Annotated in this window: 15 protein-coding genes and 1 tRNA gene; 6 read left to right on the top strand and 10 right to left on the bottom strand. The window is 59.8% G+C overall.

Annotated elements, in window-relative coordinates; all coding sequences use genetic code 11:
* Nucleotides 1-19 precede the first annotated feature (19 nt).
* The 4 genes from JNM85_06675 to JNM85_06660 all read right to left on the bottom strand — a co-directional run bounded on the left by JNM85_06675 (nt 20) and on the right by JNM85_06660 (nt 3,255).
* The gene (locus tag JNM85_06675; GenBank protein MBL8087739.1) at nt 20-943 is read right to left on the bottom strand and encodes a hypothetical protein; all 924 of its coding nucleotides are present in this window, start codon (nt 941-943) and stop codon (nt 20-22) included.
* 76 nt (nt 944-1,019) lie between these two features.
* Nucleotides 1,020-1,244 carry a hypothetical protein gene (locus JNM85_06670; protein ID MBL8087738.1) on the bottom strand — a complete coding sequence of 75 codons (225 nt, stop codon included), beginning with the start codon at nt 1,242-1,244 and terminating at the stop codon, nt 1,020-1,022.
* 540 nt (nt 1,245-1,784) lie between these two features.
* Complete coding sequence (gene serC, locus JNM85_06665) at nt 1,785-2,879, bottom strand: 3-phosphoserine/phosphohydroxythreonine transaminase (protein MBL8087737.1); 1,095 nt, start codon at nt 2,877-2,879, stop codon at nt 1,785-1,787.
* Between the two features lie 43 nt (nt 2,880-2,922).
* Nucleotides 2,923-3,255 (bottom strand): histidine triad nucleotide-binding protein, encoded by a 333-nt coding sequence (locus tag JNM85_06660; GenBank protein MBL8087736.1) that lies wholly within the window; start codon nt 3,253-3,255, stop codon nt 2,923-2,925.
* Nucleotides 3,256-3,307: 52 nt separating this feature from the next.
* Here JNM85_06660 and JNM85_06655 point away from each other — a divergent pair, with 52 nt between their 5' ends.
* Both JNM85_06655 and JNM85_06650 read left to right on the top strand, forming a co-directional pair.
* Complete coding sequence (locus JNM85_06655) at nt 3,308-4,354, top strand: M42 family metallopeptidase (protein ID MBL8087735.1); 1,047 nt, start codon at nt 3,308-3,310, stop codon at nt 4,352-4,354.
* A 19-nt stretch (nt 4,355-4,373) separates the two neighbouring features.
* Nucleotides 4,374-4,448, top strand: a tRNA-Gly gene (locus JNM85_06650).
* A gap of 9 nt (nt 4,449-4,457) precedes the next feature.
* On the opposite strand, the gene JNM85_06645 is transcribed toward JNM85_06650, so the two are convergent.
* The 3 genes from JNM85_06645 to JNM85_06635 all read right to left on the bottom strand — a co-directional run bounded on the left by JNM85_06645 (nt 4,458) and on the right by JNM85_06635 (nt 8,269).
* Nucleotides 4,458-5,138 (bottom strand): DUF4397 domain-containing protein, encoded by a 681-nt coding sequence (locus JNM85_06645; GenBank protein ID MBL8087734.1) that lies wholly within the window; start codon nt 5,136-5,138, stop codon nt 4,458-4,460.
* Nucleotides 5,139-5,160: 22 nt separating this feature from the next.
* Complete coding sequence (locus tag JNM85_06640) at nt 5,161-6,867, bottom strand: carboxypeptidase (GenBank protein MBL8087733.1); 1,707 nt, start codon at nt 6,865-6,867, stop codon at nt 5,161-5,163.
* A gap of 85 nt (nt 6,868-6,952) precedes the next feature.
* On the bottom strand, nt 6,953-8,269 hold the full coding sequence (locus JNM85_06635) for a cystathionine gamma-synthase family protein (protein ID MBL8087732.1): 1,317 nt from the start codon (nt 8,267-8,269) through the stop codon (nt 6,953-6,955).
* Here JNM85_06635 and JNM85_06630 point away from each other — a divergent pair.
* Nucleotides 8,268-9,587 (top strand): adenylosuccinate lyase, encoded by a 1,320-nt coding sequence (locus JNM85_06630; protein MBL8087731.1) that lies wholly within the window; start codon nt 8,268-8,270, stop codon nt 9,585-9,587. The two genes, JNM85_06635 and JNM85_06630, sit on opposite strands and share 2 nt — an antisense overlap.
* 36 nt (nt 9,588-9,623) lie before the next feature.
* Nucleotides 9,624-10,154, top strand: a complete 531-nt coding sequence (locus JNM85_06625) for a hypothetical protein (GenBank protein ID MBL8087730.1) — start codon at nt 9,624-9,626, stop codon at nt 10,152-10,154.
* Here the strand turns inward: JNM85_06625 and JNM85_06620 are convergent.
* Nucleotides 10,151-10,699, bottom strand: coding sequence for a DUF899 family protein (locus JNM85_06620; GenBank protein ID MBL8087729.1), 549 nt, complete (start codon nt 10,697-10,699; stop codon nt 10,151-10,153). The genes JNM85_06625 and JNM85_06620 overlap by 4 nt on opposite strands.
* Before the next feature lie 210 nt (nt 10,700-10,909).
* On the opposite strand from JNM85_06620, the gene lpdA reads away from it, so the two are divergent.
* On the top strand, nt 10,910-12,331 hold the full coding sequence (gene lpdA, locus JNM85_06615; protein ID MBL8087728.1) for a dihydrolipoyl dehydrogenase: 1,422 nt from the start codon (nt 10,910-10,912) through the stop codon (nt 12,329-12,331).
* A gap of 55 nt (nt 12,332-12,386) precedes the next feature.
* Here the strand turns inward: lpdA and JNM85_06610 are convergent, their stop codons facing one another.
* Nucleotides 12,387-13,193 carry an LmeA family phospholipid-binding protein gene (locus tag JNM85_06610; protein ID MBL8087727.1) on the bottom strand — a complete coding sequence of 269 codons (807 nt, stop codon included), beginning with the start codon at nt 13,191-13,193 and terminating at the stop codon, nt 12,387-12,389.
* A 102-nt stretch (nt 13,194-13,295) separates the two neighbouring features.
* Between JNM85_06610 and JNM85_06605 the strand changes: the two genes are divergently transcribed.
* Nucleotides 13,296-14,291, top strand: a complete 996-nt coding sequence (locus tag JNM85_06605; protein ID MBL8087726.1) for a hypothetical protein — start codon at nt 13,296-13,298, stop codon at nt 14,289-14,291.
* On the opposite strand, the gene JNM85_06600 is transcribed toward JNM85_06605, so the two are convergent.
* Nucleotides 14,288-14,644, bottom strand: a complete 357-nt coding sequence (locus JNM85_06600) for a hypothetical protein (protein MBL8087725.1) — start codon at nt 14,642-14,644, stop codon at nt 14,288-14,290. The genes JNM85_06605 and JNM85_06600 overlap by 4 nt on opposite strands.
* Nucleotide 14,645: the final 1 nt, after the last annotated feature.

The following is a 14,645-nucleotide window of genomic DNA, read 5'->3' as shown; positions in this document are numbered from 1 at the left end:
GCTTACGATACATTTGTGGTTATGCGGTCCAGATAAACGGATCGGAGTCGGTGAGCACTCGCGCCTTGTCCCATTGCTCCATCAGATAGGGCGGTAACGCGAACACTGCGGAGTGGAATTCGGGGGTGTAGTAGCGGGTCTTCACGCCGCGCTCGGTGAAGCGCCGCTTGATCTCTTCGACGGTAAGTGCAAGTGGGTCATGCTTCTTGCTGGCAAGGACGAATCCCCACGGCTGGAAGAACGTGGTCACGATGCCGTAGTAGCCTGCGACGTGGGCGAAGCAGTCCATCTCTTGCAGAGTCTTGATGCAACTCAGCATGCACTCTGGGTAGTTCTGGTTAGCGGTGCCCGCCTGGAGCGCGAGGACGCCGTCGTCACCCATCGCATCGGCGCAAATCTGGAAGTACTCCTTCGTGAAGAGCATCTGGCCGGGGCCCTCTTCGTGGGGGTTGGGCAGGTCCGACAGGATGACATCGAAGTTACTGCCTCGATGATCCTCAAGCCATTTGCGCGCGTCGAGGTGCAGGAGTGTGGTGCGGGGGTCTTCAAACGCGCCCTGGTGCCACTCCGGCATATGCTCTTTCACCATGTCCACGAGTTCGCCGTCGATATCCACCATCGTCGCATGGGTGACGGTGTTGTGCTTGAGCGCTTCGCGAAGGGTTGCGCCTTCGCCGCCTCCGCAGACCACGACGTTGCGCGGGTTGGGATGGAGCGTCATCGCTGGCTGGGACATGCACTCGTGAAAGACGTGCTCGTCCATGAGGCTAGTCTGAATGTTGTAGTCGAGGAACAGCGACTTGCCGAATCGGGGGACTTCGCAGATCTGATACGTCTGGAATTGGGTTTGGCCCTCCAGAAGCATTTTTGAAACCCGAAACATCCAGATCGCTGCATCGGTGTGGGTCTCGGTGATGAACATTCCAGTTGCGTCGCTACTCATGGCCCGGAGAGTATGACACGCGAAAGAGGGCTGGTGCACTCAGTGCACCAGCCCTCTGGTTAGCTAGGTTGAGCTGTTACTTGCCGCAGCAGCCGCCGCCACAGCAACCGCTTCCGCACTTGCCGTCCTTGCAGCATTCGCCGCACTTGTCGCCACAGCAGGCCTTGCAGTTTTCCTTGCAGCACTTGCAAGAACAGGCGCAGGCCTTACATCCATCGGCGAACGAGGCGTTGGACGAGCCGGCGAAGGCCGGAGCGAGCATCATGGCACCCATTGCGAGGGCGAATAGCATCTTCTTCATAGTTGTTTCCTTAGTTTCTAGCTCCATTGGAGCGGTCAGGCGTACATGGGGTACGCGGAGTTAAGACCGCTAGGCGATGGGTGGAGCGCGACCAAGGTCAGGCGGCGGTCCGTGACTGTGCTGTACGGATGGAGTAAAGCCGACCTGTACCGGCGGTTCGGGAATGGAGATCTTGATCCCCAGATCTGGAGCCGCCGGAAGTGTGAAAGGAGAATTGTCTGGTGCGACCGCGATCGCGTATCGATCGGGGCCCGGCACCGGGGTTGCTGCGCACATGGCGCAGGAAGCGCAGGAATCGCTGCTGATCTCGCACGCCGCGTCCGTAGACTTGTGCGCGGGTGCGCTACAACAAGCGCATTCTCTACTCTGGATCGGAAGATTGCAACAGGCTACTGCATTTGCGATGGGCTGAGCGATCGCGCAGACGAGCGTAATTGCCCATACCACTTGTATCCCTATCAGCCTTCGTAGCTTTGTCTTCATCGACCTACTTTAATTATGTCGCCGTTCGGGCAAAAGTGCCGCACATTTTTGCTGTTTTTATCCGTTCGCGCTGGCGAACTCCCGCATGAACCTGGCTAGCTCCTCGCATCCCTCGGTCGGAAACGCGTTATAGATGCTGGCTCGGCATCCACCAACGCTCCGGTGCCCCTTCAGCTCTTCGAATTTGTTCTCCTTCGCAGCCTTGATGAAGGCATCCGTCAGATCATCGCTCGGAAGGGTGAAGGTCACGTTCATGTGGCTCCGATTCGCGGGCTTCGCGTGGGCTTCGTAGAACCCGCCCGAGGCTTCAATGGCGTCGTAGAGCAGTCCGGCCTTGGCGGCGTTGTGCTTGGCCATGGCGGTGAGGCCACCCTGAGCGAGAGTCCATTGGTAAACCAGCCCCATCACGTAAATGCTGAAGCAGGGCGGCGTGTTGTACATCGATCCGTTCTCGGACTGCAGTCGGTAGTCCAGCATCGGTGCCAGCCCGGTCGGTGCTTCGCGAATGAGGTCCTCGTGCATGATCACGACGGTGACGCCCGCCGGTCCCATATTCTTTTGCGCACCTGCGTACAGCATGCAGTACTTGCTGACGTCCATCGGGCGACTGAGGATATTGGAGCTCGCGTCGCAAATCACGCGGCCAGCGACCGCAGGATCGGCAAAGAAATCGACCCCCTGGATCGTTTCGTTGCTCGTGAAATGGACGTACGCGGCGTAGGCGCTCAGGTTCAAATCGGTGAGATGTGGCGCGTGGTTGTAGTTGTCCGCCTTGGCATCGAAAACCACCTTTACGTTGCCGACCAACTGGGCGGCTTCGACGGCCTTCTTGCCCCAAGTTCCGGTGACGATGTACTCGGCGGTCTTACCAGCGGGGAGGAAACTGTTCGCGAGCATGGTGAACTGCAGGCTTGCACCCCCCTGGAGGAACAGCACCTTGTACGCCTCCGGGATGCCCATGAGCGTTCGTAGGTCCGCCTCGGTCTGCGCGATAATCGCCTCGTAGGCTTTGCTACGGTGGCTCATTTCCATGACACTCTTACCGGTGCCCTTGTAATTGATCAGGTCGTCGCGCACCTGTTCCAACACCGCAACCGGCAGTGTGCAGGGCCCAGCGGAGAAGTTATAGACGCGTTCGTAAGGCTGACTCATACCTCGGTTTTACCCGTTGGACAGCCTCTGGAGCGGCGGTCGGCTAGCCTGGGGGCCACGTCAAGCTGCGACCGCCGAGCAGGTGCATGTGTAAGTGATCGACGGTCTGCCCCCCGTCCGCGCCTTGGTTGATCACCAGTCGGTATCCGGCCGTAAGGCCTTCTGCCTCGGCGACTTTTCGAGCGGCATTGAGCAGGTACATGTGGTCGCCGGAATCGGGGACTTCGGCGACGCCGGAAATCTCGGCGCGGGGAACGAGGACGATGTGTACGGGAGCCTGGGGGTTGATATCGCGGAACGCAACGACGTGGTCGTCTTCGTACACGATCTCTGCGGGAATTTCCCGCTGGATAATGCGCGTAAAGAGAGTGGCCATATTCTGTTCAGAATATCCGAAGCACCGATTGCGGATAAAATGAGCGGGCACCATGGCCCGATTTACGATCGATTTAGACTATCTGAAGCGAGTCCTGTCGGATCTCATTCAGACCCCGAGTCCCACCGGGGACACCGAGTGGGCGGTCAGTTTTGTAGAACAGGAGCTGGAAAGCATGGGTGTGACCAGTTACCGCACTAACAAGGGTGCCCTCGTGGCCTACTTGGAAGGCCTACAGGACGACCGTCCACGCGGTCTCTCCGCACACGTGGACACCCTCGGGGCAATGGTCGCGCAAATCAAGCCGAATGGCCGACTGAAACTTACGGCGCTGAACGGGCTCATGTGGCCAACCGTGGAGAGTGAGGGCATCTGGGTGCAAACACGAGAAGGTCGGCAAGTGCGAGGCTCGATGGTCCTCGTCAACGGTGCGGCCCACGTGAACAAAGAGGCGGCAACCGCTCCTCGAAATGCCGACACTCTTGAAGTTCGACTCGACGAGCGGACGAACTCGGACGAAGAGACCCGGGTGCTTGGCATCAACGTGGGCGACTTCGTTTACTTCGATCCTCGGCTCGAGATTCTTGATAGCGGGTTTATTCGTTCCAGATTCCTCGATGATAAGGCGTGCGTCGCCTGCCTCATCGCGGCCCTGAAGGCGCTGCGGGGTGCGGGCGTGAGCCCGGCACAGCGAACGCACGTGCTCTTCAGCAACTACGAAGAGGTCGGGCACGGTGGGTGCGACGGATTGCCGGAGGACTTGGCCGAGTTCGTGGTGCTCGACATGGCCTGCGTCGGCGAAGGCCTGCAAGGAGACGAAACGCACTGCTCGATTTGTCTCAAGGATTCGAGCGGACCGTACTCGCGCCGCCTGACCGAGAAGCTGCGCACGATCGCGGATCAGTCGGCACTGGAGCTGAAGCCCGACATTTACCCGTTCTACGGTTCGGATGGCGGGGTGTACTGGCGAGCGGGTGGTCAGGCTGAAGTGGCCCTCATTGGACCAGGCGTCGATACATCGCACGGTTACGAACGCACGCACATCGACGCCCTGCACGATACTGCGCAATTGATCGCAGAATATTTGATCGAGAACTAGGGTTATACTAAGTTCGCGAGCGGGAGTAGCTCAGTGGTAGAGCAGGACCTTCCCAAGGTCAAGGTCGCGGGTTCGAGTCCCGTTTCCCGCTCCAAATCTCGTCTTACGGGGCTTCGACCACCGGCATAAAGTTGGCAAAAGCCGTCGAGCTCGGTGGGTTCCCCACGTACACCGTAGTAATCGTTCCACTGGCGAAGTTCACACTTCCGGTTGTCGTCTGGGACGTTCCGCCCTTCGTAATTCGGATCGGATACGAGCCAGCTGCCACGGTCACGTATGCACTCGCATTGCCGAATGTCAGGCCGGTGGCGACATGCGGGGTCGGCCCTGTCACGACGCTCATATCGACCGTGCCCACCGACGAGCCGACGTGTGCAAACCGGATCGTCGCGCTACCGGCCGACGGTTGGCGCGCGGTCTCGGCAAACCCGCGGAATTCAACTCCGCCGCCCGACTTGGGCAAGATGACGACAGTCGCCGCCTTGTTTGCTTCAGGGAGGTTCACGAGCTGGTTTCCGACGAGAGTCAGCGTTCCAGCTGCGTAGGCAATAAACTGGACAGAACCTGCACCCACGACGAAGTTGGTTCGCTGCAGGTAGTCCATGCCGTTCGCGCGCTGGTCGCGTCCGGTGCGCAAATCAATCTTTCCGGCGCTTTGTGCCAGGTTCACGGCCCGGACACTTACGGTGGGCCCCGTGATTCCGCTCTTTCCGCCGCCACCACAACCCATCAGGGCCAATGCAACCCCAGCCACCAGGGTCAAGCTCTTGATCATCGACTTCATGACGCTTAGTCCTTCGCAAGAACTATGCCAATTCGATCTCGGTAGTGACGGTTCCGGCACGTTCGTGGGACGCAGTCAAGGTGTATTTTCCAGGCTGCGCGATGTGATACTCAACATAAGCTACGTCGTCGGTGGCTTGGATTGTTCCGCCGAAGCCGCTACTGGTGACGTGGGACCATCCCGCAAGTTGCCCCGCTACCGTCCGAAGTTTGCCTGCGCTCAGCCACGCGGGCTTGTTGGTTCCGGCCTCGGTCCAGGCCTCGCCGTCTCGTCTGATTTCTAGTACCACTCCGCGGCACAACTTCTTCTCCGCGGCCAGCTTGGTCACGTTGGTTGGCAAGTAGCCTGTGTTGTGAACCGCCCACTTTATGTGCCAGCCGCCCGCAATGGGAAGGATGGTGAGCAATCGCTCTTCGAGCTGCGGCGATGCCAGCCCCATGTAGACAACCCAGTCCACAAAGTGCTCAATCTCTGCTTCCAGGAACTGGGTCGGCGGGTTGCGAAATGCCAAGTGGTGGTTCCACCCTCCGATCTCAACTGGGCCAAGCTGTGGGTGATCGAACGGGGTCCAGTCCGCATATCCCTTGCCGTCGAGCTTGTTATCGGACCACTGCAGGAGCTTGATATCGTCCTCATGGGGATGGTCGCGGAACCACTCGATGTACTTGTAATCGGTGATGCCGGCTTGGCGTTGCGGCGACCAGATTTCTGTGGTCCAAGCGAAGACGCCTCGGTGCTCGTACATCCAGTCGTCGAAGACGCCGGTAATCACCTCCTTGGGGTGGTACTTGAACTCATGGTAGTTGCTGATCGCTGGGTAGCCCGTGAGCTCGGTCCCTTTCTCGCCGAAGGCGTTGTAAAGCCAGAGGTCTTCGGCCGGCAGGTCGGTGTCGGGGTAACGGCTGGGCGGACGCAGATGGACGCCGCTGAATGTGTGATATGTGAACGCGGCGCAGATATTGGGCCGGTCGCAGATGGCTTGGACGCACGCACGAATTTCGGGCTCGCTCGTGGGGTACGGTCCTGCGCCGTACTGTTCCGCCTCGGGTCGCCAAGCGCTCGGGAAGTTTCGGTTGAAGTCCAGGCCTTGCGGGATCTTCTGGCCCCGCATGGTCACCGAGTCGTAGTTGTGGAAAAGCCCCTCAGGTATGAGGCGGTAGTAGGTGCCGCCAGACTCGTCCGGGCGACGCTTGCGCATAAGCCGCGGTTCAACTTCGCTCTGGACCCACGCACCGTTCGTGTCGCGCAAACGCATGCTGAGGATCCGGCCATCGCCATCTAGGTCCTTTTGCTCTAGACCTTCGGGATCGAGCTCGTCGAACGGGTAGGGCCGCGTCGAACTGCGGACAATCCGCGGAGGAGATTCGAGCGCCCACTCCGCTCCGTCCGGGTTCAGGCGTGGGACGAGGTAGAGGGTGCGCGTCTCCAGCAGGCGCGAGATGTCTGCGTCCTTCCCGTACTTCGACGTCACAGTGTGCAAGATGTGGAGTACTGCAGTGCTTGCGCTTACCTCGCTCGCGTGTATGTTTCCATCGCACCAGACCGCGGGTTTGTCGCTGGCAGGTTTGGTACCGGCCAGCGTGACCGTCACTAGCCAAATCGTTCGGCCCTCGTGGCTCTGGCCGATGCTCTCGAGCGTGACGAGTTCCGGAAACTCGGACGCGTAGGCGAGGAGCAGGGCCGTGAGCTCGTCGTAGCGCAGATATCGATCGAAGACCGGTGTAGGCATCGCGGTTACTTTAGCGCTACGAGGCTTCTAATATTGAAATTCCACAAACTTTAAGCAACGGCGACAACAGATCGTTGCCGCGCGATCAGATTTCTCGCAAAGCCGCGTCGAGGTCGCTGATGAGATCGTGCGGATCTTCGAGCCCGATGCTCAGTCGCACCAACTTGTCCGAGATGCCCATCTTTGCGCGCTCGTCCAGCGGGATATCGCAGTGCGTCATCGATGCGGGGTGCTCGATCAGCGACTCCGTGCCGCCGAGCGACACGGCCAGGCTAATGAGCTGGAGCGCGTTCAGGAATCGGAATGCGGCCTTCTCGCCGCGGATGACGTCGAATGAGATCATCGCGCCCGCCGATTCGCACTGCTTTTGAAAGATTGCATGCTGTGCGGTTCCGGCTTCGAGGTGCCCCAGGTAGTACACCCTTTCGACCTTGGGGTGGCCCAGCAGAAAATCGGCGACGATCTTTGCCGAGGCGGCTTGGCGATCCATCCGCACGCGTAGCGTTTCGAGCGAACGAAGCATGAGCCACTGAGTCCAAGGACCGTTCATGTTGCCGAGGAACGTTCGGAGCACCCGTACCCGCTGGACCGGCTCGGCGTGGCCCGCGACCGCGCCTGCAATGAGGTCGCTGTGACCCCCGATGTACTTGGTCGCGGAGTACAGCACCAAGTCGATCCCGAACTTGAGCGGACGCTGAAAGACCGGGCCGAGGTACGTATTGTCAACGCTCGAGGTCGCTCCCAACTTCTTGGCGATGCGGGCGATCATCTCTAGATCAATGAGTTCGTTGGTGGGGTTGGCAGGGGTCTCAATGTGTACAAGGCGGACCTTGTCAATCGCACCCGCGTCGGCGACACGCTGCAAGATGGTCTCCTCGCTCTCGCCGGGCGAGAATGCCACCCCGTGGACCCCCCATAGAGGCAACACGTGGTGGATGAAGTGGTGAGTTCCGCCGTACAGCGGATTGCTGTGCAGCAAGACGTCTCCCGGCTTGAGGAACTCAAGCATCACCGTCGAGATGGCGGCCATGCCGCTGCTGAAGACGAGTGCGCTGTCGGCATCATCCCAGACAGCGAGCCGGTCTTCCAAGATCTCCATGTCTGGGTTGTTGATGCGGCTGTAGATGAGTCCCAGTTCCTCGCCGTGGTCGAGGTTCGCGTGGCCGTAGGCGACTTCAAAGAACCGCTTGCCCTCTTCAGCCGATTTGAAAACGAAGGTGGAGGTCAGAAAGACAGGAGGCTTGATTGCGCCTTCGCTGAGTTCCGGCTTGTATCCGTAGCTCATCATGAGCGACTCGGGTTTGAAGCGTTTGCGAGCGTCTTTGCCTGCCTTTGCCATGGGCACAGGATACTCGGTGGGCTCGTTTGACCGTCGGTCGGCGGGTACCCTCTGGGGGCCCATGATCGATCGATACACCACCCCCGCCATGCAGTCACTGTGGAGCCGCGAGGCCAAGGCTCAGCGTTGGATGGAGGTCGAAGTCGCGATCTGCGAGGCGTACGCCGAGCAAGGCGAAATCCCGGCCGAGGACATGGCTCGGATCCGGTCCGGGGCAGGGTTTGACATTCCCCGGTGCGACGAAATCGAGAAGGAAACGCGCCACGATTTGATGGCGTTCGTGCGCTGCATGAGCGAGTACGTGACGCAGTCCGCAAATCTGACTGAGGGCGAGCCGACGCCTGCGCGCTGGATCCACTTTGGAGTCACGAGCTACGACGTCATCGACAGTGCGCTGGGCATGATGATGCGCGACTCGTGCGATGTGCTCATCGAATCGGCGCGAAGATTACGTGAGCCGATGCGTAACCTTGCGGTGGATCACGTGGGTACCCCGTGCATTGGTCGGACCCACGGCATCCACGCGGAGCCAATTACGTTCGGGTTCAAGGTGAACGGTTGGGTGCAAGAGCTGGATCGCAGCATCCGTCGATTGCAGTTCTGCCGCGAAGAGATCGCGGTGGGGAAGATAAGCGGTGCAGTGGGGATCCACGCGCACGTCAGCCCAGAGATGGAGGCGAACATTTGCCGCCGTTTGGGGCTGGGCGCCGACCCAAGCTCGACGCAGATCGTGGCCCGAGACCGGCACGCCAACTTGCTTTGCGCGCTGGCCGTCCTGGCGGGCTCGATTGAGCGCTGGGCGACCGAGCTACGAAACCTGCAGCGGACTGAGATCCTAGAGGTGCAGGAGGAGTTCGCGGCGGGCCAGACCGGCAGTAGTGCGATGCCCCATAAGCGAAACCCTTGGAACAGCGAGACACTGTGCGGGCTCTCGCGCGTTGTGCGCGGGAACTGCCATGCGATGCTCGAGAGCGTGATGACCTGGCACGAACGCGACCTGACGAACTCTTCGCTTGAGCGCATCGTTTTCCCGGATACGTTCAACTTGTTGGATTTCATGTTGAACAGATTCGCGAAGATTCTGACCGGCATCTCCGTTCGATCGGACCAGATGATGGCGAACTTGCGACAGATGGGTGACCTCGTGTTCAGCGAGCACGTCATGGTAGCGCTCGTGCGAGCCGGTCTTCCCCGTGAAGCAGCTTACAAGGCCGCTCAGCGCAACGCGGCCAAGGCGTGGGATGGGGCGTCGTTCAAGAGCGCCGTCATGGCGGACGAGGAAATAAGGGGCTTGATCCCTTCCGCAGAAATCGAAGAGTTGTTCAGCCTCGAACATCATCTGCGCCATGCTGGCAGTGGGTTCGCACCGGAGAAGTTCTAGGGAACGTTCACGGGACAGGCAGCATTGAATTCACCGATGATGACCGCAACTGTTTTGGTCTCCCTGATGCTCACTGGCGTACCCAAGGAGGTTGGGCTGAAGGTTGGGGACACGATGACCGCCTTTGACCCTTACCATGTTTCGGGTCCGACAGCGGGAACCTATACGTGCCCGGTTTGCGAGTACATCAATCTTCCGATGGTGCAAATGTGGGTGAGCGGTGGTACGCCCGAGGACATTGCGCCCGTTGCCCGGCTCCTAGACAAGGCAGTGGGCAAGTATGCGGCGAAAGAGTTGCACACGTTCGTAATCCGGACGGTAACTCCCCAAAACCGTGACGACGTCGCGCAGTCGTTGCAGGCCTTTGCTCAGCTCCAGAACCTAAACCGCGTGGCGTTGACGGTGCTCCCGACCACCGATCACGGCGTGTCGGATCACAAGTTCACCGGCAAGAGCATCATCTACGTCTACGTTCGCCGTAAGATCACGGCCAAGTTCGTGGACTTTGTGCCGACTCAGGCCAACCTGAGTCGGCTGTCCCAAGAGATCGCGAAAATCTGTCGCTAGTGGGGTTCCCAGCCGTTGGGGCCGTCCTTGAGTAGCGAGAACATCGGCCAGACCATGCAGTAAGCGTCGCCGGGACCGAGCATGTCGCGGTTCGTCCGGACGATGCTGCCGTCCTCATTGAGGTGGAACGCGGACACGCCGGGCCACCAACCGTGCTCTTCACTCCAAAAGCCCATCGCGGAAGTGAACTCCTTGCTTGCATCGCACACCATCTCGAATTTCCAGCCGCGAGCGGCGGCGAGCTTCGCCTGGTTCTCGGGTGAGTCCGGCGAGCAGACGACGAACGCAGTTCGCTCGCTGAGGTGGCGTAGGTATCCGCTGTAGCCATCGGCCCACAGGGTGCAGTAGTTACAACTTCCGCCCATGTTGTGGACGACGATCAGGTCCCTGTACGTGCCGAACAGTTCGCTTAGTTTCTTGGGCCCGGAAGCAGTTTGGAGCTCGAAATCTGAGACCGGCTCGGGGGTGGTTTCTTTGCGCAGTTCGTACAGCTCTTGCGAGAGCGCGTACCACTTTTGCTCTACTTCGCGCAGTTTTTCGTTCATGGGCGCAGTATAGCCACTGAGGAGCACCCTCGTAACACCGCTGGTACAATGTTTGCGCCGATGCAAGGGCACCGGCGAGCGCCTATGAACCCAAAGAACGCCTCCAAACCACGCCCCGTAAACGGGCCGGCGGTGACGTTGCCGCGTGGAATCGAGTCGCTCATTCGCGAGATTTCGAGTCTGGCGGACGTACAAGAACTGGAATATCCGATGGCACAACAAAACTTTGATGCAGACGTAATCGTGATTGGAGCGGGACCCGGGGGCTATGTCGGCGCGATCCGCGCGGCCCAGCTAGGCGCAAAGGTGATTTGCGTCGAGAAGGAGTATCTCGGTGGAACTTGCTTGAACTGGGGATGTATCCCCAGCAAGGCGATGATCGCGAGCGTGGAGCGACTTCAGCACGTGAAGCATGCGGAGGCACTGGGAGTCGTAGTCAACGGTGACGTGAGCCTAGACTTCGAGAAGTTCAGCACGCGCCGAAACAAGATTGTCACGACCCTGCGCGGCGGGGTGGGAATGCTCTTCAAGAAGAACGGCATCCAGCACGTGGAAGGGTTCGCCAGCTTTGTCGACGCTCATACGATCGAAGTCGAGAAGGACGGCAAGAAGCAAACCCTGCGCGCGAAGAACTTCCTGCTTGCCATGGGCAGCAGCGTCATCAAGCTCAACATCCCCGGGCTCGAAGGCGGCCGAGAGGAAGGAGTTTGGACGAGTGACGACGCTGTGACCGCTCCCAAGGTCCCGAAGAGCATGCTCGTTCTCGGGGGCGGGGCTGTCGGCGTCGAGTTCAGCTACGTCTTCAACGGTCTGGGCTCAGAAGTTCACCTTTGCGAGATGATGCCGTCGCTGATCCCGATGATGGATGAGGAACTCGGGGTGGAACTGGGCAAGCAGCTCGGTCGCCAGGGAGTCAAGATTCATACGGGCGCGACCTTGGAGAAGTGTTCTCGCACCAAGTCGGGTTGGCGCTGCACGGTCAAGAAGGGCACGGAAACGAGCGAGATCGATGTCGAGGTGGTGCTCCTAGGCGTGGGTCGCAAGGCGAACACCGAGGGGATGAACCTGGACAAGGTCGGCGTAAAACTCCACAAGCGCGGGGTCGAGCTCAAGGACGACACTTTCCAGACCCATGCGCCGAGCATCTACGCGATTGGCGACGTGACCGGACGCATCCAACTCGCCCACGTCGCGAGTGCGGAAGCCATCTGTGCAGTGACAAACATAGTTCGCGGTCAGAACAAGATGTTCGATTACAAGGCGGTCCCGAACTGTGTGTACACCGTGCCGGAGGTTTCGTCCGTCGGTATGACCGAGAGCGAGGCCAAGACCAAGTACGGTGCCGAGAACATCACCGTGGGTAAGTTTAACTTCCGACCGCTTGGCAAGGCGATGGCCATCGCCGAGCAGGACGGGTTTGTGAAGGTCGTCGCGGAGCGCAAGTACGGTGAGATCCTCGGCGTACACATGATTGGACCGCACGTGACCGACATGATCGCCACGGCAACCACCGCGATCAAGCACGAAGCGACCCTCGAATCGATGGCAGAGACGATCCACGCCCACCCGACGCTTGCCGAAGCGTTTCTGGAAGCGTGGGAAGACGCCATGGGTCACGCGATTCACAAGTAAGCGCTCCGAGTGCGCGAAGAAGTTGGGCGGACCTTCTTTAGGAGGCCCGCCCAGCCTACTTTTGGGGCATGGGCAAGTCGGGGATCTTGGTGACGCCGCTGGCGGTGAGGGTGCCTTGGGTGAGGACGATTTTGTCCACCTTCATCGCGTCGTACAACCCCAGGTCCTTCCGCAAGTCGAGCACGGGGTTGAGGGTTTTCAAGAGTGCTTTGCGACTGGAAGCGTCGGCACGCCTGCCGTTGAGCCAGATCTTCTCATCGACGAGCATCAGGGCGTTCCCATCGGGCGACTCGACTCGGGCGAGGACCTCGAAATCGGCCTTCGCGAGCAGAAAATCGCCGCTGCCATTGACTCGCACCTTGCCATATTGGATCGTAACCACGCAGGATTTGATCTCGCGGAACTTGGCGAGGATGAAACTCTGGATGTCCTCCTGGCGAACGATTACGCTACCAACACCGGCCCCGCTACGGCTCAATCGAAACTTGCGCTGGGAGAGAGCCAGCGCCAGGTCGAATCGGCAATCGGGGATCTCGGCTGTGAGAGACTCCACGCGGAGTTTGCCGAGCATGAAGTCCTTGAGCGCGATGCGGAGCATCTGCACTTGGCCCTTCTGGCTCCGATCCGGCTCAGTGAACATGGGCAAACCCGGCGTAGAGAATCCAGACGCACGGATTTCAACGCTCTTGAACATCCCCGCGAGACCGTTGACGGGACCGTCTGGCACCGCACGAACGGTGATCTTCCTGGGTGCCGAAGCAAGGCTTGCGCGGATGTCATCGGCAGCGGCACGCTCAAATCGGTGGAGCACGGAGCTGCCGGTAATGAGCACAAAGCCGACCAAAAGTCCTTTTCTGTCCAAGCGCATGGAGTGTAAACGGGATAAAATTCGTAGAACGTTGTGACAGTGCCGTCACAGTGGCGGGCGCTTTGCTGTGTCCGACCCCCCAGCGAGCCAATTCGTATGAGTGAAACTCTACCTTCTCTTGCGCAACCGCTCTCCGTCCACGACAGCTACCGGCTGATTCGTGACGACTGCGGCATCCTGGAACTCACTCAGCGTCAGGCTGTGATCTTGACTGGCGGGGATCGAAACGGATGGTTGCAGGGGCAAATCACGAACGATTTGCGTTACTTTGCGCCGGGCGCATTCTTGCAGTTCTGCCTTTGCTCGGCGACAGGGCAACTGGAAGCGATCGGGAGCCTTTGGGCCATGGATGACGAGCTGGTAGTCATCACTGACCCGGCCGGAGCGGAGGTTCTGCTGCGCCGAGCCGATAAGATGGTGATCCTGGAAGAGGTCAGCGCCGTCCCCAGCCCCGACCGGCTCATCTGCGTACAGGGCCCTAACGCTACCGAGCGCCTGGGGGACTTGGTGAGCCTGCCGCAATTGAATTCGGTCACTGCCGAGATTCTGGGTGTCCCCGTGCGGGTCCTGCGAAGCAACCGAACCGGGAGCGGCGGTTGGGTGGTCATGGTGCCCGCAGGTGGCGACCGGCTGGTTGCGGAGCTCGCTGATCGATTCCCAACGATCGCATCTGAAGCCTATGCGATGGCGTCGATGGAGTTCGGCTCACCTCAATTTGGAGTCGATACCGACTCAAAGACCTTGCTGCCTGAACTCGGCGCGGCGTTCGAATCGGCGACAATCAGCTACAAGAAGGGTTGCTACCTGGGCCAAGAGGTTCTCATGCGCCTGCACAGCCGTGGGCACGTCAATCGCCAGTGGATGGGGATGTACACCGACACTTTGGTGACCCCCGGAGACGCGATCACCCATGCTCGCCGCCCCGACGCGGGGGTCATCACGAGTGCCTTTGAGAGTCCGGACTTCGGATTCATTGCAGCTGGCTACGTCCGCCGCGAAGTCGCCTACTCGGGTGAAGAGGTTACGGTCCAATCGGCCAGTGGCACGGTCGGGGCCGAGCTAGTCGAGATGCCGATTCTGAGACTGGGCTAAGCGGCCTTGTTCTTCTGCGCGGCGAAGTGGGCGTTGGCAAGAGACCCCAGCACATAGAGTCCGAGAGCTAAGAAGACAACAGCCCTCACCATGGCGCTGCTCTTTTCGTGCGGTTGCGAGACTTGGTAGCCCCAGAACCCGACTAAGCACAAGACCACCATGCCCAGAGACCGATATGCCATCGCAGGCTTTGTTGCCGTCAAGCGCACCAGGATCAGGATCAGCGCGCCAGCGGCCATGCCGATGCCGAGTGAGACAAAGCTTTTGGCCATGGCAAACCCCATAATCCCGCCTAGGATGTTCAGAATCCCATAGACGCGCAGGATGGTGTGTAGTCGAGTGTTGTTGTTCATG

The organism is Chthonomonas sp. (genome assembly GCA_016788115.1).
Taxonomy (GTDB): Bacteria; Armatimonadota; Fimbriimonadia; order Fimbriimonadales; family Fimbriimonadaceae; genus UBA2391.
The sequence above is the reverse complement of the archived record's forward strand: the minus strand, read 5'-3'. Positions and strand labels throughout refer to the sequence as shown.